Origin of the sequence: Kineococcus deserti, from assembly GCF_050871945.1 — a bacterium.
In the GTDB taxonomy this organism is placed as follows: Bacteria; Actinomycetota; Actinomycetes; order Actinomycetales; family Kineococcaceae; genus Kineococcus.
Genome location: NZ_JBJLSI010000035.1, coordinates 1 through 20224 on the forward strand (window position 1 = coordinate 1; position 20224 = coordinate 20224).

A 20224-nucleotide genomic window follows, 5' to 3' on the forward strand; every position below is an offset into this window, starting at 1 on the left:
ACACCAGGCCGAACTTCAACCCAGCCCCGATCAGGCCTTCCGGTGCCACCCGTCGGACGCGGATCACCCAACCTGAGCGGTTCTGGTTTTCCGCCCCGTCGGGGCGACATGAAGAACAGTACGCGGCCTCCGGCAGAGGAGGCAAATCCGCGTCACCCTCACGACCGATCCCGTTGCGCTGCAACAAGATCGACCCTTCTGAAGGGCTTCTGCCGCCCCTCTGCCCGTGGCGGCGTCGTCGGTCGATCGACACCCGGGCAGTTGGCGCGGCAGCCGCACCCGCTCCGACGGCTGGAACTTCCACCCGTCCACCTGCCGAGCTGCTCGAACGGCGTCTCGGAGCGGGTGGCTGGGCGACGGCCGCCGCATGGACCAGGGCGCGGAGGCACCCTGGTCCCACGGCAACCGCTCGAAGCGGAGGACGTAGGTGGCGACGCCCTGCACTGCGCCTGTCGGCACGGTGGTCGCTCGTAGCGACTATTTTTGGAGCCCGGGGCATGTAACCAGGGCGCCGCCGAGGGGTACAACGCCCTGACCGCCGAGACATTCCCACCGCCGGCGACCGATGTCGGCGAGCACGACGATCGCCCGGCGGGCAGTCGTCCGCGCTCACCTCGACCTCCTCCACCGCGAGCGCCCGACGTCGAGCCGGCGCCGCGTTCCCGGGCGACCCGGCCATCGCAGACGCGGTCGCCACCGCGCGCCTGGGGACAGGCAGCTGGTCGGCTGCCTCGAGACGGCTCAAGGTCTGCCGCACCCCCGCCGACACAGAGTGGTCCGAGCAGGCGCCGAAGCCCGTCCCCCGAGGAGCGTTGTGCCCATTCCCGCTGCACCCAGCCGCAGCACCGCAGCGGCACGCCACCACGTGCGCATCCTCGGGCGCGCGGACGGGCCGGTGCTGGTCCTCGTGCACGGTTTCGGTACCGACCAGCACGCCTGGGACCAGTTGCTGCCGGCCTTCCTGCCCACGCACCGCGTCGTGCTGCTGGACCAGGCCGGCGCCGGCGGCTTCGACACGTCGGCCTACGACCGACAGAGGTACTCCACGCTCGACGGGTACGTCGCCGACCTCGTGGAGGTGTGCGAGGAGCTGGACCTGCGCGACGTCGTCGTCGTGGGTCACAGCGTGAGCTCGATGATCGCCGCCCGCGCCGCGCTGCGGGCGCCCGAGCGGTTCGCGCGGATCGTGATGATCGCGCCGTCCGCGCGCTACCTCGACGACCCCGCCACGGGGTACGACGGCGGCTTCTCCGCCGAGGACATCGAGGAGCTGCTGGACTCCCTGTCCCGCAACTACCTGTCGTGGACCGCGAGCGTCGGCCCGATGATCATGGGGAACCCCGACCGGCCCGAGCTCGGGGACGAGCTGACGGCCTCGTTGCGCGAGCTGCACCCCGGCTCCGCCCGCGACTTCGCCCGGGCGACGTTCCTCACCGACTCGCGCGACCTGCTGCCGCAGCTGACGACCCCGACCCTCGTCCTGCAGTGCCGCGACGACGCCCTGGCCTGCGACAGCGCCGTCCGCGAGGTCGCCACCCGGCTGCCGCACGCCACGTTGGTGCCGCTGGACGCCTCCGGCCACGCCCCTCACCTCAGCGCCCCCGCGGAGACGGCGCGGGCGATCCTCACCCACCTCACCGGCCAACCGTGAGCGACCCCTTCGAGGCGCTGTTCCAGCAGGCCCCGTGCGGGTACCTGACGACGGCCGACGACGGCCGCATCACCCGTGTCAACGACACGTTCCTCGCCTGGTCGGGGCACCGGCGCGAGGGCCTGCTGGGATCGGCGTTCGGGCGGTTGCTGCCGGTCGGTGACCGGATCCTGTGGTCCGCCCACAGCGTGCCCCAGCTCGGCACCACCGGCACCGTCAGCGAGGTCGTCGTCGAGATCGTCGGCGCCGACCGCGCGCGCCGGCCCGCGCTGGTCACCGCCACCCGCGTTCCCGCCCGCGAGGGTGCTGAGGCGGAGGTGCGCCTCATCGTGTTCAGCGCCCCCGAGCGGCGGGCGCACGAACGGGAACTGAGCACCGCCCTGCAGCGGATCGAGGAGGCCGACAACCGCCGGGCCGACGTGGAGGCCGAGGCGCGGCGGCGTGCGCTGCTGGATCCGCTGACGGGGTTGCCGAACCGGGCGGGGCTGTCGCGGCACCTGGAGTCCGCCGTCGAGGCTGAGCCGCTGGGCGTGCTCGTCGTGGACCTCGACCACTTCGCCGTCGTCAACGAGAGCCTGGGTGCCGAGGCCGGCGACGACCTGCTGCTGACGGCGGCCGAACGGCTCGGCGCCGCGGTGCGCGACGGTGCTGTCGTGGCGCGCACGTCCGCGAACGAGTTCGTCGTGGTGGACCGCTGCGCCGACCTCGAGGCGGCCAGGACGCTGGCCGAGCGGCTGCTGGCGGAACTCACCGCCCCCGTGGTGCTCGCGGGGCTGGAGGTCGTGACGTCGGCGAGCATCGGCGCCGCGCTCGCCTCCCCCGGCGCGGCCGACCGCGCGCTGCGTGACGCGGGCGCGGCGATGCACCGGGCCAAGGCCCGCGGCCGCCGACGTGTGGAGGTCCACGACCCGACGCGCACCAGCGTCACCGCCGACCGCCTGCGCCTGCTCGGCGAACTACGCCGCGGGATCGCTGAGGGTCAGCTGCGGCTGCTGTACCAACCGCAGATCCAGCTGGACGACGGGCGGCTGCGCGGCGTGGAGGCGCTCGTGCGCTGGCAGCACCCGGTGCGCGGACTGCTGTCGCCCGCGGAGTTCATCGACATCGCCGAGCAGTCCGGCCTGGTGCACGAGCTCGGTGCGTGGGTGCTGGACGCCGCCGTGCAGCAGGCGGCCCAGTGGGCGCGGGACCCGTCGTGCGCGACGGTCGACGTCTCGGTGAACCTGTCGACGCGCCAGCTCACCGACCCGGGTCTCGTGGACCTGGTGACGCAGACGCTGTCCCGGCACCGGTTGCCCGCGCACCTGCTCGTGCTGGAGGTCACCGAGACCGCGCTGGTTGCCGACCCCGACGCGGCCGCGGCCACGCTGACGGCGCTGAAGGACCTCGGGGTGGGCATCTCCGTCGACGACTTCGGCACGGGGTACGCGAGCCTGACGTACCTGCAGCGCTTTCCCGTGGACGAGCTGAAGATCGACCGCTCGTTCGTCACCGGGCTCGGCGCCTCCGACGGGGACACCGGGATCGTGCGGGCGTGCGTGCAGTTGGCGCACGCCGTCGGGATCCGCGCGGTGGCCGAGGGTGTGGAGACCGAGGAGCAGCGGGAGTTGCTCGCGGGGATGGGGTGCGAGGTGGGGCAGGGGTACCTGTTCTCGCGGCCGGTGGGGGCGGACGTGGTCCAGGGATGGACTCCGTCCGCCGCGTGATCCCTCCGACCGGGCCTCGGTGACCAGTTCCCGTCGGGCAGGTCTCGGGCCGCGTCCCGCCTCGGATTCCACCGTGCGCTGACGAGGCACGGCGTGCGACCAGCACGATCGAGGACGACCCCGACCGCGCTGGCCGGGTTCACCGGCACAGGGCGTCGTCGATGAGCTGCGTCGCGAGGTCCCCGGCCGGCGACTGGACGCCCGGCTGCGGCACCGGGGAGTCGGTGTTGAAGGAGACGACGACGCTGCGCCGCCCGTCCGGGGTGACGCCGTTGCGGGTCATGAACCCCTGGATGTCCCCGCCGTGCGCCCACATGCCGCCGCAGGACGTCGGGACCCACATGATGCCCAGGCCGTAGCGGGCGCCGGGCCAGTTGCTGCGGAACTCCTCGCTGGCCGGGACGGTCGCGGTCATGTCCACCCACTGCGCCGGGCGCAGCACCCGGCCGCTGACGAGGGCCTGGAGGAACTCGTTCACGTCGTCGGTGGTGCTGATGATCGCCCCGGCCGCGCCCGCCCACGACGGGTTCAGCTCGGTGGCGTCGATCGCCTCGCCGTAGCGGGGGTCCTCGGGGGTGGCGCCCTCGCCGGGGAACCGCTCGTAGCCGACGGCGTGCGGGCCGGGGATCTCGGAGGAACTCCCCGGCAGGGTGGTGTGCCGCAGTCCGAGGGGGCGCACGATCCGCTCCCGCACCTCGTGTTCCCAGGTGTTCCCGGTGACCTGCTCGATGACCATCCCGGCGAGGACGTAGTTGGTGTTGGAGTAGTTCCAGCTCGTGCCCGGCGCGAACGTCGGGGCCTGCGTCATGGCCAGCGCGACCGCCTCCTCCTGGGTGAGGTCGTCGAAGCGGTGCTGCAGGAAACCTTCCTCGCTGAACAGCTGCGGCATCACGGCCAGGTACTCCGGCAAGCCGCTGGTGTGCTGCAGCAGCTGGCGGATCGTGATGAGGTTCCCGTCGTTGCCGTTGCCCTGCACCACTCCGGGCAGGTGCTGCTCGACGGTGTCCTCCAGCGACAGGCGGCCCTCGCCGACGAGCTGCAGCAACGTCACGGCGACGAACGGCTTGGTGACGCTGGCGATGCGGAACCGCGCGTTCCACGGGACGGGGGTCTGCGCGGCGACGTTCCCGTAACCGGCACGGACGGTCACGTCGCGGTGGCCGGCACGGTCCAGTTCGGCCAGGACACCGGGAGTTCCCTGCGCCAGCAGCGCGTCGGCGTCCTGCTGCAGCACCTGCTGCAGGTGTGCGTCGTGGTGGCGCGGTGGCGTCGCGACGGCGGTGGCGGGCAGCGCCGTCGCCAGGGTCGCGCAAGCCGCGGCCGCCGCGGCCGCGGTGCGCCGGGTCCGGCGGGGGCGGGTGTTCGGTCCGGAAGTCGTTCGCGTCGTCATGGCCAGGACGCTAGGGAGGTCCACCGTCCCGGGGCGTCCCCCGCGGTGGGCAACCTCACCTACCCCCGCGGAGGTACAGCCGGTGGTCCCGTCGGCCGATGGTGGCGGGCGCAGGCGGCGTGCCAGGCTCGCGAGCGTGCGCAGACTGCCCGGTCCGTCCCTGGTCGACCCGGCGCTCGCGGCGCTGTTGACGCTGCTCACCCTGGGTCCGCTGGTGCGCGCCGGGGAACCGCTGCCGGGGCTCGTGCTCGCCACACTCACCGCCGCGCCGATCGCGGTGCGTCAGCGGGTGCCGGTCGTGACGGCGGTGCTGGTGCTGGCGGCGGTCACGGCGCACCAGCTGGTCCTCGGTGCCTTCCCCGGCAGCGGTCTCGGCATGGTCGTGGCGATGTTCACCGTCGCCACCCTGCGGTCCCGGCGTACTGCGGCCGCGGTGTTCGCCGCGGCGGTGGTGGTGGTGTGGCTCGGTGGGGCCAGCGGCGCCGACCCTGTCCCCAGCTGGTTCGACCTGGCCCAGGCCGTCCTGGTCCTGGCGGGGGCGTGGGCGCTCGGGGAGAGCACCCGCCGCTGGGCGCAGCGCACCGAGGCGCTGGCCGCGGAGTCCGCCCGCGCGGTGGCCGCCGAACGCCGCCGCATCGCCCGCGAACTGCACGATGTGGTCGGTCACCACCTGTCGGTGACCGCCTTGCAGGCCGGTGTCGCCGGGTACGTGTTCGACGACGACCCCGCCACCGCGAAGACCGCGCTCGCGACCGTCGAGGACACCACCCGGGAGGCGCTGGCGGAGATGCGCCGACTGCTGGAGGTGCTGCGCGCCGACGACGACCCCGACGCCGACTACCTGCCCCAGCCGGGTCTGGCCGCGCTGCCGGACCTGGCCGAACGCGCCCGCTCGGCCGGTGTCGCGGTCGACGTGCGGACCGACGGCACCTTCGACGACCTCAGCGCCGGCCAGGACCTGTGCGCGTACCGGGTCGTGCAGGAGTCCCTGACGAACGTCATCAAGCACACCGCGACCGCGCCGCACGCCGTGCACGCGCAGGTGCTGGTGGAACGCCGCGACGGCACCCTGCACGTCGACGTCCACGACGACGGCCCCGCGGTTCTGGGACCGGTGCGAGAGGGGCACGGTCTGCGCGGGATGCGTGAACGTGCCGCCCTCTACGGCGGCACCCTCACCGCCGGTCCGCGGGACGGGCGGGGTTTCGCCGTGCAGCTGCGGCTGCCGGTGCGGGGCGAGCAGTGAGCGTGCGCGTCCTCGTCGCCGACGACCAGACGCTCGTGCGCGCCGGTCTCGTCGCGCTGCTGCGCGCCGCCCCCGGCACGGAGGTCGCGGGCGAGGCCGCCGACGGACAGCAGGCCGTCGAGCTGACCGCCGCAGTCCGGCCCGACGTGGTGCTCATGGACATCCGGATGCCGGTGCTCGACGGGATCGCCGCGACCCGGCAGATCCTGGCCGCCGAGCGTGGCGGCGGCGAGGAGCCGCCCAAGGTCCTCGTGCTGACGACGTTCGACCTCGACGAGCACGTCTACGCCGCCCTGCGCGCCGGCGCCGCCGGGTTCCTGCTCAAGGAGACCCCGCCGGCGCGGATCATCGCCGCCGTCGAGGCCGTCGCCGCCGGGGACGTGCTGCTCACCCCCCGCATCACCCACCGCCTCGTCGACGCGTTCCGCCCGCAACGGATCAGCGGTTCCGCCGCCGTGGACGCGCTCACCGCCCGCGAGCGCGAGGTGCTCGTCCTCGTGGGGAAAGGATTGAGCAACGCGCAGATCGCGGAGCGGTTCGTCCTCAGCGAGGCGACGGTGAAGACGCACGTGAAGCGGGTGATGGGGAAGCTGGAACTGGCCAGCCGGGCGCAGGCGGTGGTGCTGGCGTACGAGAGCGGATTGGTGGTGCCGGGGAGCGGTGGGGATGCCGGACAGGTGTCCTGAGCGTTCAGCTTCCGGGTGTTCCCCTTTGTGCGACAGGGGTAGTCGCGTCCTGCAGCCATTCCTCTAACTCGCCTTTATATTCCGCGACTGCGCCAGCAACGACCGCAACAGTCACCACGGGAGGTCATGTTCCACCGCGTGGACGAACTCCCCCTCGTCCGCCCTTACTGAGGCCCAGTCGTGATCTAGGATTAGCTCCATCTATTGAGGATCCTCGCCCAGTTCAACTCATCCGTCGATAGTTCCAACGCGGATGCAAGAACATGGGCGCCCATTCGGGGCGGGATCGCATTTCCGATCTGTTGAGCAACGTCTCGCCCACGCCAGGGGAAGTCCAGCGGGAAGGTCTGCAGCTTTCCAGCTTCCTGCAAGCTGAACCGATCGGTCTCCGTTCGCCCTTCGACAACCAAGAGATTCCGCCTGACCTTTCCGGTCACTGTCGCGGAAGGTTGATCGGACGTCCTGCGCCCTCGAGCCTTCGGATCGCCCCCCGTGCCGTAGTTCGAGACGACCGTGAATGGAGCGCGAAGCGGAAGCGCATCCCTCATCGACTGCCAGGGCAGCAGGGAAGCATCACCATCCCCTCTGGCGACTCCTGTCACAAATCGACGATGAGTAGGGGCGGGCAACTTTGCCTGCGACGAGAGTCGTGCGACGAGGATCGCTCGGCGACGAGTCTGGGGAACACCGAACTCTTCAGAGCGCAGCACGCCAAGGTCGCAGTTGTATCCGATTCCTTCCAGAACTTCGGCATACGCCGCCCAGACCGGAAGAACAGCTGGCACCTGCTCCAGGACCACGGCTTCGAAAGGCCGCTCGGCCTTGCGCGCATCCAGAATCCAACGCAGAGGTTCCAGGACCAGTCCGGTGCGCTCGTCGGAGAGCTCACCGAGGGTTCTACGGACGTCGTCCCCGACCGACATCCGCTTGACGAGCGACAGGACTTGCTCAAGATTTCGGCGCCCCGCCCCGTGACCCGCGACCGTGAAGGTCTGACACGGGGGGCCGCCCGCCAGAACGTTCGCCCCGGCGAACTCCCCGGGCCCGTGATCGCGCACGTCCCCAGCTAGGGTCTTGAGGCCGGCGGCGGCCCTCGTGGCGCACGCGTTCGCGTCCCATTCGATCCCGCGAACCGGGACGCCCAGCCAACGCGCCGCGACGTCGAGCCCGCCAGGACCCGCGAATAGGTCGACAATGCTCCAGGGACTCCCATCAGGAGCGAGGGCGGGCGACTCGGTCATGCAGGGATGTTACCCAGCGAAGCCGACAACCTGGTGGACTACGACACCGCCAGAGCCGTGGCAACGGCCCGGCCGAGCGCAGCCGCGAGGGGCGGCGGCATGGCCTCCGCCACCTGCCGGTACTGAGCCGTCTTCCGACCCGCGATGCGCCAGGTGGTTGGGACCCCTTGGAGGAGCGCCACCTGAGGTACGGTCAAGCGCACCTGTCCCGGACGTCCCTCCGCGGGGTCCCATCGGAAGTCCGGCCCGGGGACGTCATCCGCCACCGTCCCACCATCAATACCGAGGTCCGCCCAGGCGCGCTTGCTGCCGCTAGGGCCTAGGTCGGCACCACCGCGATCCCAGGATCCGCCGACGATCGTGGGGGCGAGACGATCGGCGACCTCCGCCCAGCGGTCCACGCCGCTCCAGCCGCCCGCGGTCATGGACTCCCTCAGTACGGCTGCCACCGTGGGCGCCGCAGACATGTCAGCGCTCGGCTGCACGAACTCCTCCATCCGTCGCCTCTCCATGGCGACGAGCACCCCATGCGGTCGGTGTTGCGGTACACCGAACTCGGCCGCGTTGACGACGAACCACTCGTGGTCGAATCCCGCCTCGTAGAGGCGGCCACCGATTGCGCGCCGGACGTCGGCGTAGGCCTCCGAGTCCGCCAGCGCCGGGACGTTGTCAATGAGCAGGGCACGTCCACGCAGGTTCAGGAACACGGTGACCGCCGCGTCGATCAAGGCAAACTCTTCCTCGTCCCCACGAGGGCGACTGGCAGTTGCGGCCGAGCGCACACGAGGCAGTCCGGCAGAGACGAGGTCCACACCCGCGAGGTCGGGGTACGCCTCCGTTCTGAACTCCAGAAGGTCCAGCTCTTCGACATCCCAGCTAGGGCGATTAATACGCAACGTCTCGCAGGCAACCGCCCGGTTGTCGAGCAGAAGAAGCGGCTTGAACCCGACTGACTCGAGCCCTTGGGCCAGTCCCCCGGCCCCGGCGCAGAGGTCGACGAAGGTCAGAGCTCGACCATCCCCACCGTCAAGTCGAGCCGAGGGACTGGGCGGGGAAGACTCCCGGGCGGGAGCCACCTGCCGGACGGAGACGCCACTTGATGAAGAACGGTTCTCAGGCGTCTCCTTCAGGGATCCTGGCGTGAGGAGCGTCTCGGCTTCGGCTCGAATCGCGCGGAGTTGGTCGTCGATCTGCTCCTCGGACAGGGACGAGAAGTCGATGAACGCCATCCGTCGGATAAGGATCGGTGCGAGCCGACGGAGCTGACTCCCGTCCCCACCGCCGGTTGGACCGTCCTCAGCAATCTCCAGCCGCGCCAGCGCCCTGGCCAGGTGAGGCAGACCCCCGATGCTCCGGCGCTCGGTGAGCTGGTTCAGAGCTCGCTCGCTCAAGCTGTTGAGGAGTGTGAAATCAGCGCGCTCCCCTAAACCTGCGTCCGCGAAGGTGAGTGCCTGCCACCACAACCTGGCGAACATGTGACGAGTGCGGTCGGAGGAGACCCATCGTTCCGAATTCCTGCTTTCTGCCCAACGCCATCGGACGAGGTCGGGCGCTGCCACCAGACCGAGGAAGTTCCATACCTCGTTGTTGGCTGCCTCGACGGTGTTCACCCGGACACGACGGTGCACGACCTCCGCCGCCGCTCTGTCGAAGGCGATCCGACTTCGATCGTCCGTTCCCACATCCGGGTAGCCGAGGTCGGCTGCCACACTCCTGAGCTCGCCGACCAGGTCGCGGACCTGCTGGTCGGTTGCCCGAATACCGCCGGTCGCGGCATAGGTGCGGCGTGGATGCTCGACAGAAGCCAGGGCCGCGAGCTGCACGACATCCATGTGCCGTCGTTCTGTATAGAGCGCCTGGGCTGCCGTTCGGGACAACCGGGGCCAGAGTTGGTTCACGTCAGTCGCCGTCCGAATCCGATGCCTCGGGCGCCCGAGACGATTGCCGCCTTGAGCGCCATCGAGTCCACGTCAGGGCCTGTCCACCGATCCGCATCGGGAAGAACGCGCACGGTGAGGATGCGAGCGCTGAACCCAGCGGAGTCCTCCTCGCAGTCTGCGAGCTCGGGCCAACGGGAAAGGGCCCACCTCACGACCTCCTCCACGACGCCTTCGATCATCGAGTCGCTCACCGCGGTCTGTGCCTCGGAAGACTTGGACGTGGAGACGGCCGAGACGAGTGTGGAGTCCGCGGAGTTGATGAGCAGCAAGAACGACCCCATCGCCGCCACGTCGGGCGAAGAAGGCAGCTCCAGGAACCAGCTCGCACCGGGATCACGTCCGATCGCACGAAAGTCGACGATCTCGGTGGGGAAGGCCGAACCGTGCCCGGTCAGGCGCACGGACGTCTCGTCCGCCCATAGGACGCTGCCCGCCCATCGCGGCTCCCCTGCTCGTGCGTGCATCCGACTACGACCAAGGACGATCTTGCGGCCGAGTACAATCGTCGAGCCGGCGCGGTCGGAAGAGATGTCCAGTTCGAGAAGTCCCCTGCCGTCCCGCAGCTCGGACGTCACGGTCGTGACGAGCTGACTGTCCCGAGCGATCCAGCCGAACGACCAGAGGAGCGGAGTCCCGTCCCCGAGGCCGACGCCGGCGCGCAGCTTGTGCTCATCGACCTCGACGGCGCTGCGCAGTCGCAGCACCGTTCGGTAGTCCCACTCCTCGATCCAGGATTCCAGCTGTGCCCACTCCCCGGTGTACCTCTCCCACGGTGCTGCGCTCACCACCCCATCCGGCGGCACCATGTACGGCTGGACCCGCTTCACTCGTCCACCTCTACGGTCTCAAGATCGACCCGGACGACGGTGTCGGCCGGCGGGACGACGAGGAGCTCCCACACTCGAGGACTCGAACGGCCCAGAAGGATTAGGTTTCCGAGGACGGTCTCCTCGGACTCGCCCGACGTCCACGACTCGACGATGGGGAGGGGAAGCCCGTCGTCGCGCGGCTCGGAGCCGTTCCCGGGGCCCAGCACGACGCTCGGTCGAGCGACGACAGCACGGTCCTCGGCCCAGTCTGGGAACTCGACAAGACCGCGCACGAGCGCTCGCCCCTGCCTAACAACCAGCTCCGGACCCTCCAGGAACCTTGGTCCTTTCAAGCGCGGTCTCGTCCCGCTTGTCGGCCCGGACGTCTCGATCGGTTCTGCGGCACCTCCGTCAGCCGCCAACAATCCGGACAGGCGCGTCGCCAGCCCGGCGAGCGGTACGTCGCCCACCGGCCTGGTCGGTCGCGAACTCAACACACGACTGCGAAGCTCATCGCGGATGAACGAGTTGGCCAGACGTACTACTCCCAACGCTGTACCACTCAGCCCGTTGGTCACCCAGCTGTCGTGCGTCGGCGGCTCGGCCTCTGCGAAGTACGGGTCCGCTTCACCCGAAGCTTTGAACACGGCCCCGTATTGGATCATCTCGTCGCTGGCCGATTCACCCTCGAGGTAGTCGACGACGAGGTCTGCCTGGCGCATGCGGGCGCAATGGTGAGCCGCGCCTTCAAAGGGTGCGGCCGCCGCGACGAGAGCGTTCTTCTTCAGGGGAGCCATCCCGTTGGCCACGGCGAAGCGCCCGATCTCCTGCGGGGCGGCTCGGCGCACGGGAATCTGGTGTTCACCCGGCAGTTCGAGCTTCCGGTACGCCTGGACGAAGGGGGCCAACTCGATGGTCTCCTCGGGGGCAGGCACCTCCACCACGAAGCCGTCTCGTCGGACCGAGCAATTGAGTCGATTGGATCGACCGCTCATCATCCGCGGCCAGAGGTTCCAGAGCATCGTCGAGGCCAAGAACTCGGCGGCCTCGGCTCCGTCGCGAGGCTCGTCACCGTCGCGCCTGTTTCCCAAGTCCGCATCCACGACCGCGATCGTCGTTCCCGTGATCCCCGGCTCGAAGGTGGGCAGCCCCAGACGCCGCGACACCTCGTCCGCCTCCTGGTTCAGCAGTGGTCGGGTGTGTCCGTCGGACTCCTGCACCCCGAGCCAGTGCCGTCCTGTGAACCGTCGCGCGTCCTGCGTGTAGCCGTCGCCCAGAGCCGCCGCGATGAGCCGGCGCTGCAATTTCCCCCTGAAGCGGCACACGCTGTCGACCACGATGACGTGGCAACGACTCACGTTGTAGAGGATCCCCTTGCCGAAACCATAGGATCCCCCGCCCAGATCCAGGTTCTTGCGCTCCCCGACGTTCCGGATGAAGTTCACGAAGTCGGGGCGTTCGCCGGGCTCCGGGACTTCGTTCGCCCTCAGGGGACCTCCGAGACCCGTAGTCCCTCTGTCGGCGATGGTCATGACGAGCGGCGCCTCACGCATCGCGGTGTCGAGTCCGAGCCGAGAGCCGAGCGGCTCGGGCAGCAGGAATCCCTGCCAGGCTCTCAGCTGGTTGCCGGACAAGTTCCGCAGCCGGATCGAGTAGTCGATGACCTCGTCGGGAAGGCCCGCGTCACAGGTGTTCTGTGCCGTCTCGCGGACGAGCACCTCTAAGGGGTCGAGTCGCGGCTTGCCAAGCTGCCGACGGATTCCTTCGGACGCCGTCGACCCTTCCGCGGCGACGGGTTGCGACCACCACTGCGCCGAGTTCATGCGCTCGCCACCCAAGCGGACAAAGCGGTCTGGCCACGTGTCAACCGCGGGCCGATCTGGTCGAGGCCGATGTGGTACTGCAGTCTCGTCACCCCCTCAGGAACGGATCCGCCCTCGAACGACGACGCCACCACCCGAGGGGTGTCCCGCGAAACCGCGAGGTGCGAGAGGGCACCCACGGCAAACCTCTCCTGATAACGCTCGGCTTCCAGCCGTTCGAAGCCTGCGGTGGCCAAAAGCCACAGGGCTTCGCCCCTATCGGTGGCACGTGAGAGGAACTCTTCCACTAGCTCGGAAAGCGTTTGCCCTTGCTCGTCCTCGAGAACCTCCACGAGGACGAGCGCGAGCGGCTTGCCCGGCGGCTCCAATTGGTCAACACCATGGATCGTGATGGACTGGGAACTCTTCCCGACTGCCTTGACCTCCAGCGCGGCGGCTGGCAGAACGATGTCGTGAGGTTCGCGACGAGGACCTCGCCAACAGTGTGGGTCAATGCGCGTCCCGTCGGAAACCAGATCGAGCACGAAGAGCTCCGCGAAGAGGGACATCTGCTGTGTGAGGGTAAGCTTGCTGCCTCGGCGGGTCGCAAGAAGCGCCCGCCAGCGCTTCACCGCCTCCACGGTCGTCCCGGCCGGCGTGTCCGTCTCCTCGAGCTGCCCGAGGATGTCCACGAGGACGTTGTCGAAAGCGCTTGCGAGATCCGGCCGGGCGCAGGCAACGTCCACGTATCTCAGAGTCGTCCGCTGGAACGTGTACTCCTTGACCAGAACGGTGAGCACACCGTCGGAGTCGTCACCGTGCACGTCCTCCTGCCCCACGGGAACGAGGAGGTGTCGACCTGCGCCGCCGTCCACACCGATACGGACGGCTCCGGCCGTCGACCCGACCGCAAGGGCCGTCGAGGAGATGCTTGCCCGTCCGGTGTCACCGAGCAGCGGCCACGTGTGCGAGAGCTCCACCGCCCAGTCGTGACTGGCCGTCACGTGGCATCCTGCCCCGTGAGTTCCGCGAGTTCGGCGTCGTCCGGCGACTCCACCTCGGCGGGGGTCAGGTTGACCGTCACATGGGTCATCTTCACCCTGGACTCCGCATTGCCGGGGAACACCAGCGCCATCCCGATGACATCCGCCGTCGCGTTGAGCGGCTTGCGTTTCGTGTTCGCGGCGTCCGGGGTCGAGGTCGGATCGATCGGATAGATGAGTAGCAGCCCTCGTTCGTGGGCAATCGGATCGTCGTTGCGCGCGGTCATGAGCTCGTGCTCCGCCATCCCACGTGCGGCGGCAGGTGTGATATCGAGGTCGACGACGCGGTGGTCCTTGGACATGAGGGTCTTGATGTCTGCTCGCTCAAGGCTTCCCGAGCTGAGCTGCGCGCGGGCGATCCGACCGAAGTCGAGGCCGCCGAGACGAACGGTTCCCAAATCCGCGTTCGGTGCAGACATCACGGCCACACTCCATCGTTCAAGACTTCCGGACTCGCGTTCCTTCGCGATGTAGTTCAACACCAGCTCGCGATCGAGGTCCGGCGAGTCCGGGTGACTCTCGTAGCGGCGCAGGAACCGCTCCACGATCTCGGCCTCCACATCCCGGAACAGACGGCCGCCGCTGGGCAGCTGCTCACCCTGAGCACCGGCGGCTCGTGCATCGCGGACCAGCTCGTGAGCCGCATCCACGTTGCCCTGAAGCCATGACTCGTTGCCGGCGACGAAGTACCTGGTCTGGATTCGTCGGCCACCGTACGAGGCATAAGCGGGGACCCAGGCACCCATCTTTCCGGTGACCCTGAGTACGGGATGCGTCCGGATGCGGACCCCGAACTCCGTCGGTGTCAGGTCCTGCTGCTCGTAGCGATCGATGTCGAGTCGGATCTCGTGCTCGACCGTGGCCAGGTGCCGGAACCACTGCTCCAGTTGAGGCGTCATCCAGATCCGGGGGAGGTCCTCATATCCGGGGCGAAAGCCGAACCAGCGGGCCATCTGAAGCAACGTGTCATAGGCCTGGGCGGAACGAACGAAAAAGCTTACAACCAGGCCGTCGAGGGTCAGCCCTCGACTCAAGGTGTTTCCGCCGACGGCGATCGCAACCTGAGGTTCCCCGCTGTAGTCGAGCCGATCCTCACTCGCGCAGTTGTCGAGGATGACCTTGGTGGACGCAACGACCTCGGGCAGTCGATCGAGCACGCCCTCGAACGTCAGCGTAGGAACACCGAACTGCGAGGCCGGGACCTTACCGCTTTCGTCGCGCCAGGTGGCCTCTAGCTCTTCTAGGAGTTGCTCGTCGCCGTGCCGCACCCCGAAGAGGACGTTGTCCCTCAGCTCGACGAGCGGCTCCTTGAACGCCTCGTGCACGGCGATCTTCATGGAAGTGTGGATCAGCATCGTGGAGTGGCCGGCGTCCCCCCGAGCCCTCCGGGCGGCCGTGGCCATCCAGAACCAGAGAGCCGCAGCACGAAGGGAGCCTGTGACCGCCGGTTTGAACGTGGCTGCCGCCGACTTGCCCGCCGGGCGCAGACTGTCCAGCTCGTCGTCCCCGATGAGACGGACCATGTCGTACCCGTCGAGGTCGGCCCCGGAGGCCTCATCACCCTCCACTGCGTCTCGTCCGAAGATCCGCTCGGAGCCGAAGTACCCTTCAGGCTTGGGAAGGTTGAGGATGAAGTCGTCGGGATACAAATCGTCTTGACCCGGCCGGATCAGCACGTTCGCGAAGGGCGTGGCCGTGTAGCCGATGTAGGTGCACCGAGGCAACTTGCCGAGGATCTTCTTGATCAGCGGGTTGATGGTGGCGGTGGCCACCGTTGCCTGATCGGCCTCGTCGTCGATGACGAGCACGGGGACGTCGTCCAGGACGTTCTTCCGCGCTGCCCCCTCGAGCCAGGCGTCCAGCTTGGTCAGAACAGCCTTGTTCTTCTTCACGACGCACAGGGCCACCTTTGACCCCTGGTTGTGCAGGAGGGCCGTCGCCGGCATGGAGTGAGGGCGGAAGTCGTTGTGCTCGTCCGTCAGGGTCAGCCAGTCGGTGGGCACGAGGTCGCGCAGCTGCTCGTTCAGCCGCTCCTGAGTCTGGCGACGGAGCCCGTTGTGGATTCCGGAGAGAACGATGACGAGCTTGTACCCCGCGTCAGCGGCCTTGGCGATCACCGACGTGAAGTTGGTGGTCTTACCGCTTTGAACGTAGCCGACGACGAGGCCTTTGGACGCCCACCTCGGCAGCTGAGGCCTCGGTGTGTAGGCGACCACCTTGGTGGAGGATCGGTCGACCGGCTCGATCCTTCGCTCGGACCAGCCGAGCGCCTCCTCAAAATGCTGCTTGAGCTTCGGCCAGTAGACGTCGGCGTCCTCGTTCGGTCCTGCATACCAGGGGTCCCTGGGACCATGGAGGACGACCGGATCGTCGGTCTCGATGGTGTCGATCCGCCGTTGGTACTCCAAGACGAACCGTTCGAGGACGGGCCCTTCGAGGACCGGACCGAAGCGCTGACTCGCCTCATCGAGGCCATGTTGGCGCGCCCACCCCGCGAAGACGGGGAAGAAGTCCTCACTCATCGCCTGTCCTCTCGAGCACTACGCTGCGCATGCACACCGTAACTTTAGGCGGTCGAGCGCTCACGCGTGGTCCGGGTACCGAATCTCATGCGGAGGAGGACCAGAATCTCGGGGCGCTCACCCGCGACACTGGAGCAGTGACTGTCACACCTCCCCACCCCGGGGCCTCGAGCGCGTCGGTCTCTCGGCGGATGAGCGCGGTAAAGCGCAGGGACAACGGTCCCGAGCTCGCAGTGCGTCGGCTGCTCCACGCCCGGGGACTCCGGTACCGCGTGGCGTGGCCGATCCCGGGTCAGCGTCGTCGGACCATCGACATCGCCTTCACCAAGCGCCGCCTGGCCGTCTTCATCGATGGGTGCTTCTGGCACTCGTGCCCGGTCCACGGGACGATGCCCAAGGCGAACCAGCAGTGGTGGCGCGACAAGTTAGGAGTCAACCAGGCCCGAGATCGCGCGTCGACGGACCAGCTCGAGAGTATGGGCTGGACCGTTCTAAGGTTTTGGGAGCACGAATCGCCGGAGCAGATCGTCGAGGTCATCGCCGAGTGTGTGGGCGGATTGCGCCCCTCGGGTCGCACTGCTTAGGTCGTCGGGCGTCGACTCACACGGCGCTAGTCAACGCCCCCACCCAGGGCCAGGCGTGCGCCGCTCCCACGATCACATCAGCGATGACGCAGGTCGACAACCTCGCAGTAGGGGCCTGCAGCCCTCAGGTCCTCGCACTACAGCAGCGACTGTCCGGCCTCGGGTACTGGCTGGGCGCTCCGGACGGGAGGTTTGGTGAGCTGACGAAGCAGGCTGTCCTGGCGTTGCAGGGTGCGGCCGACCTGCCGCGCGACGGGGTCGCCAGGTCGGCCACCCGAGCGGCCCTGCAGACGGGCGCCCTACCGGCGGTTTCGGGACGCTCGGTCACGTCGTCGAGGTCGATCGCGCCGCGGGGACCCTGACCGTCGCGGACGACGGCGAATCACAGCGGTGTCCGACACCTCCACCGGCAGCTGCCAGCGCTACCCGTCGTCGTTGAGCCCGCGCCAGGGCATCGCGATGCACGGGACGGCGAGCGCTCCCGCCTTCGCCGCCTCGCACGGCTGCGCGCGGGTGACGAACGCCGCGATGGACGTCGTCTGGGCGCACAACCTCATGCCGCAGAACTCGCTCGTTGTGGTCCGTTGAGCGGCGGCGTCACAGCCGGATGTCGTAGATGCGCTCCGCCTCGGCGCCTGTCTGCTGCCGCTCCGCCAGCCAAAGGCGCCCGAACGCGATCTCCTCCTCGTTCCCCCGCGCCAGCGCCTGCTGCAGGAACGCAGCCGCCTGGTCCCGCTTCTGCTGCACCATCCACACCCCCGTCGGCACTCCGACCACCTCCGCCGCGCAGGGTGCCGCACGGATCGGACACTCACCCTCGGTTCTCCAACGCCTACGCTGGCGCCACCCCTCCGGACCCGAGGAGCACCGTGCGCATCGTCGACGCCGCCGTAATGGTCACCTGCCCCGGCCGCAACTTCGTCACCCTGAAGATCACCACCGACGAGGGCATCACCGGCCTGGGCGACGCGACCCTCAACGGCCGTGAGCAGGCCGTCGTGGCCTACCTGCGCGAGCACGTCGTCCCGCTGCTCCTGGGCACCGACCCGCACCGCATCGAGGACACCTGGCAGTCGCTGTACCGGGGCGCGTACTGGCGGCGTGGGCCGGTGACGATGGCCGCGATCGCCGCCGTCGACGTCGCGCTGTGGGACATCAAGGCCAAGGTCGCGAACCTGCCGCTGTACCAGCTGCTCGGCGGCGCCTCCCGCGAGCGCGTCCGCACCTACGGGCACGCCAACGGCCGCGACATTCCTGAACTCCTCGACTCGGTCCGGCAGCGGCGGGCCGAGGGGTACCAGGCCGTCCGCGTGCAGACCGGGGTGCCGGGGCTGGAGAAGGTCTACGGCGTCCACACCGGCGAGGCCGTCGCGCTCGACCCCACCCGGCTGGACCAGCGCGCGGTGCCCGTCGTGGAGGACTGGGACACCGGCGCCTACCTGCGCCACCTGCCGACCGTCCTGGAGGCGGTGCGGAACGAGTTCGGCCCCGACCTGCCGCTGCTGCACGACGCGCACCACCGGCTCACGCCGCTGCAGGCCGCGCGGTTGGGCAAGGACGTCGAACCGTACGACCTGTTCTGGCTGGAGGACTGCACGCCGGCGGAGAACCAGGAGGGTTTCCGGCTCGTGCGGCAGCACACCACCACGCCGCTGGCCGTGGGTGAGGTGTTCAACACGGTCTTCGACTACCAGACCCTCGTGACCGAGCAGCTCATCGACTACGTCCGCTCCGCCGTGACCCACTTCGGCGGGATCTCCGCGCTGCGCAAGCTGTTCGACTTCGCCGCGCAGTACCAGATCAAGGGCGCCATCCACGGGCCGGAGGACATCTCCCCCGTGGGGATGGCCGCCGCGGTCCACCTCGACCTGGCCGTGCACAACTTCGGGATCCAGGAGTACTCCGGGCACACCGACCTCACCGACCAGGTGTTCCGGCACGCCTACACGTTCACTGACGGCCACCTGCACCCGGGCGAGGCGCCGGGGATCGGCGTCGAGTACGACGCGGAACTGGCCGCGGCGCACCCGTACGACCCGGCGTACCTGCCGGTGAACCGGCTGGCCGACGGGACGGTGCACGACTGGTGACACGCCCGGGAGTCGTGGATCACCGCCAGCTGGAGGCCCGCTGCGCCACCGCCTGCGCGCACGCTCCAGGCTGCGCGCTTGCGAACTCGTACGCCCGGTCCACGACGTCCGCCACGACACGGGCGGCTACCCGGGTCGGCAGGGGCCAGGAGGCGAGTTCGGCCAGGACGTCGTCGCGCTGCACCTGCTGGACGTCCCAGGTCCCGTCGACCGCCATGGCCATCGCGCTCCCGAGCGGTACCGCGCCCGGCGTGCGAGCCAGGTGCACCGTGGGAACGACGTCGTACACGGGGGCGAGACGGGATCCGGTGGGTGGGTGGAGGATCGACAGGTTTCGGGCGTGGGCATCGGCGTTGCCGGACAGGACGGTCAACACCAGAACCCTCGCGAGACGTTCCAGTTCCGCGCGCGGATCGGCCGCCACTGCGCGCAGAACACCTGCGAGCTCTCGCCAGCCCGGACCTCCGTCCGCCTCGTACTTCTGCTCGGGCAGCCGGCCGCAGGCTTGGCAGAAGTCCTCCTGCTGGATCCGGTCGACACCTCCACCGGCGGTGACCGTCCGGTCGTACCGCTCGACGACCAGCACCGGGCGGTCGTCGACCTCGATGACCTCGGCGCGGGCGGCGTCGAGACCCACCGCGCGGGCGAGGGCGAGGCCGAACCACTCGGCAGCGACGAGATCGGGAAACGTCTCCGGTTGGGGCTTCAAGATGTGCGTCGAGGGGTACCCGCCGACCGGCCGGGCCCAGCGACCGTCGCTGCGGCGGGTCAGCAGGAGTTTGTCCTGCATGCCGGCCAGCGACAACCGCACCCCGTCACCGGTCCCGAGGGGGTGCTGCGGAAGGTTCCGCACGAGCCGTTCCAGCTCGCCGGGTTCCAGCGGGCCCGGTTCCGGCGCCGTCCCCGGGCGGACGCCGTCCGGGAGGATCTGCAACGCTCCCGCGCAGTCCCCACCGACGGCCGCCAGCAGCCGGAAGACGTCCCCCCGCGGGACCTCGAACGCGCGCTCGACCGCGGTCCGGGCCTCTCCCTCGAGCAGCAGGCCCTCGATGAACGGACGCGTCCTGCCGACGGAGAAGGCACGGCTCTGGACCGGCAACGAGGCCGAGACGACCACCGCACCCTCGCCCCACCGCGCCACGGCGTCCTGCGTCCACGACCACACCACCTGGCGGGAGCGGACCTCGCGCAGTTCCGCGACGGGGTGGCCGTCGAGCCAGGCGGTCAGGGTGGGGATCCGAGGGCTCACCGTGCCCGGTCCACGACCGCGAGGTCACAGCCGAGGACGCCGAAGAGGTCGAAGAGCCGTTTGACCTGCAGCGAGACGTCTCCGGTCTCGAGCAGGCTGACGTACTGCCGGCTCACCCCCGCCCACTCGGCCAGGTCCTGCTGACTGAGTCCCGCTGCCTTCCGTCGCTCCTGCAGGAGGGCCCCCAGCTGGGTGGGGGTGGCCACACGAGCGGTGGTGCCAGGATTCTCGGGCATGACTGTCATCGTCAGTCATGCCCGGACAT

The 20224-nt window shown here is 69.4% G+C and carries 19 protein-coding genes; 8 read left to right on the forward strand and 11 right to left on the reverse strand.

What is annotated here, in order from left to right; genetic code table 11:
- A partial coding sequence (locus ACRYR2_RS20730) for a hypothetical protein (RefSeq protein ID WP_432564784.1) occupies nt 1–187 on the reverse strand: 187 nt, incomplete at its 3' end.
- Between the two features lie 627 nt (nt 188–814).
- On the opposite strand from ACRYR2_RS20730, the gene ACRYR2_RS20735 reads away from it, so the two are divergent.
- Both ACRYR2_RS20735 and ACRYR2_RS20740 read left to right on the forward strand, forming a co-directional pair.
- Nucleotides 815–1651, forward strand: a complete 837-nt coding sequence (locus ACRYR2_RS20735; RefSeq protein WP_432564785.1) for an alpha/beta fold hydrolase — start codon at nt 815–817, stop codon at nt 1649–1651.
- Nucleotides 1648–3357 carry a putative bifunctional diguanylate cyclase/phosphodiesterase gene (locus ACRYR2_RS20740; RefSeq protein ID WP_432564786.1) on the forward strand — a complete coding sequence of 570 codons (1710 nt, stop codon included), beginning with the start codon at nt 1648–1650 and terminating at the stop codon, nt 3355–3357. The genes ACRYR2_RS20735 and ACRYR2_RS20740 overlap by 4 nt, the downstream gene beginning before the upstream one ends.
- A 139-nt stretch (nt 3358–3496) precedes the next feature.
- Here the strand turns inward: ACRYR2_RS20740 and ACRYR2_RS20745 are convergent, their stop codons facing one another.
- Nucleotides 3497–4747, reverse strand: coding sequence for a serine hydrolase domain-containing protein (locus ACRYR2_RS20745; RefSeq protein WP_432564787.1), 1251 nt, complete (start codon nt 4745–4747; stop codon nt 3497–3499).
- A gap of 136 nt (nt 4748–4883) precedes the next feature.
- Between ACRYR2_RS20745 and ACRYR2_RS20750 the strand changes: the two genes are divergently transcribed.
- Both ACRYR2_RS20750 and ACRYR2_RS20755 read left to right on the forward strand, forming a co-directional pair.
- Nucleotides 4884–5993 (forward strand): sensor histidine kinase, encoded by a 1110-nt coding sequence (locus ACRYR2_RS20750; protein ID WP_432564788.1) that lies wholly within the window; start codon nt 4884–4886, stop codon nt 5991–5993.
- Nucleotides 5990–6679, forward strand: a complete 690-nt coding sequence (locus ACRYR2_RS20755) for a response regulator (protein WP_432564789.1) — start codon at nt 5990–5992, stop codon at nt 6677–6679. The genes ACRYR2_RS20750 and ACRYR2_RS20755 overlap by 4 nt, the downstream gene beginning before the upstream one ends.
- A gap of 191 nt (nt 6680–6870) precedes the next feature.
- Here the strand turns inward: ACRYR2_RS20755 and ACRYR2_RS20760 are convergent, their stop codons facing one another.
- The 6 genes from ACRYR2_RS20760 to ACRYR2_RS20785 all read right to left on the reverse strand — a co-directional run bounded on the left by ACRYR2_RS20760 (nt 6871) and on the right by ACRYR2_RS20785 (nt 16036).
- A complete protein-coding gene (locus ACRYR2_RS20760) occupies nt 6871–7920 on the reverse strand; it encodes a DNA cytosine methyltransferase (RefSeq protein ID WP_432564790.1) in 1050 nt (349 codons plus the stop codon).
- Nucleotides 7921–7958: 38 nt separating this feature from the next.
- The gene (locus ACRYR2_RS20765) at nt 7959–9752 is read right to left on the reverse strand and encodes a DNA cytosine methyltransferase (protein WP_432564791.1); all 1794 of its coding nucleotides are present in this window, start codon (nt 9750–9752) and stop codon (nt 7959–7961) included.
- 62 nt (nt 9753–9814) lie between these two features.
- On the reverse strand, nt 9815–10687 hold the full coding sequence (locus ACRYR2_RS20770; RefSeq protein WP_432564792.1) for a hypothetical protein: 873 nt from the start codon (nt 10685–10687) through the stop codon (nt 9815–9817).
- On the reverse strand, nt 10684–12492 hold the full coding sequence (locus ACRYR2_RS20775; RefSeq protein ID WP_432564793.1) for a hypothetical protein: 1809 nt from the start codon (nt 12490–12492) through the stop codon (nt 10684–10686). Before ACRYR2_RS20775 ends, ACRYR2_RS20770 begins: the two co-directional genes overlap by 4 nt.
- A complete protein-coding gene (locus ACRYR2_RS20780; protein WP_432564794.1) occupies nt 12489–13475 on the reverse strand; it encodes a PD-(D/E)XK motif protein in 987 nt (328 codons plus the stop codon). The genes ACRYR2_RS20775 and ACRYR2_RS20780 overlap by 4 nt, the downstream gene beginning before the upstream one ends.
- Nucleotides 13472–16036: a Z1 domain-containing protein gene (locus tag ACRYR2_RS20785; protein WP_432564795.1), complete on the reverse strand. Its 2565-nt coding sequence runs from the start codon at nt 16034–16036 to the stop codon at nt 13472–13474. The genes ACRYR2_RS20780 and ACRYR2_RS20785 overlap by 4 nt, the downstream gene beginning before the upstream one ends.
- A gap of 29 nt (nt 16037–16065) precedes the next feature.
- On the opposite strand from ACRYR2_RS20785, the gene ACRYR2_RS20790 reads away from it, so the two are divergent.
- From ACRYR2_RS20790 to ACRYR2_RS20800, 3 genes are all read left to right on the forward strand, one after another.
- Nucleotides 16066–16620 carry a very short patch repair endonuclease gene (locus tag ACRYR2_RS20790; RefSeq protein WP_432564796.1) on the forward strand — a complete coding sequence of 185 codons (555 nt, stop codon included), beginning with the start codon at nt 16066–16068 and terminating at the stop codon, nt 16618–16620.
- Between the two features lie 83 nt (nt 16621–16703).
- Nucleotides 16704–16982, forward strand: coding sequence for a peptidoglycan-binding domain-containing protein (locus ACRYR2_RS20795; protein WP_432564797.1), 279 nt, complete (start codon nt 16704–16706; stop codon nt 16980–16982).
- Between the two features lie 19 nt (nt 16983–17001).
- Nucleotides 17002–17208, forward strand: coding sequence for a L,D-transpeptidase (locus tag ACRYR2_RS20800; RefSeq protein ID WP_432564832.1), 207 nt, complete (start codon nt 17002–17004; stop codon nt 17206–17208).
- A gap of 9 nt (nt 17209–17217) precedes the next feature.
- Here ACRYR2_RS20800 and ACRYR2_RS20805 read toward each other — a convergent pair whose 3' ends face one another.
- Nucleotides 17218–17370, reverse strand: coding sequence for a hypothetical protein (locus ACRYR2_RS20805; RefSeq protein WP_432564798.1), 153 nt, complete (start codon nt 17368–17370; stop codon nt 17218–17220).
- Nucleotides 17371–17489: 119 nt separating this feature from the next.
- Here ACRYR2_RS20805 and manD point away from each other — a divergent pair, with 119 nt between their 5' ends.
- Entirely contained in the window at nt 17490–18710 is a 1221-nt protein-coding gene (gene manD / locus ACRYR2_RS20810; RefSeq protein WP_432564799.1) for a D-mannonate dehydratase ManD, read from the forward strand.
- 19 nt (nt 18711–18729) lie between these two features.
- Here manD and ACRYR2_RS20815 read toward each other — a convergent pair whose 3' ends face one another.
- Both ACRYR2_RS20815 and ACRYR2_RS20820 read right to left on the reverse strand, forming a co-directional pair.
- On the reverse strand, nt 18730–19959 hold the full coding sequence (locus ACRYR2_RS20815) for a HipA domain-containing protein (protein WP_432564800.1): 1230 nt from the start codon (nt 19957–19959) through the stop codon (nt 18730–18732).
- Complete coding sequence (locus ACRYR2_RS20820; protein WP_432564801.1) at nt 19956–20195, reverse strand: helix-turn-helix domain-containing protein; 240 nt, start codon at nt 20193–20195, stop codon at nt 19956–19958. Before ACRYR2_RS20820 ends, ACRYR2_RS20815 begins: the two co-directional genes overlap by 4 nt.
- Between the last annotated feature and the right edge of the window lie 29 nt (nt 20196–20224).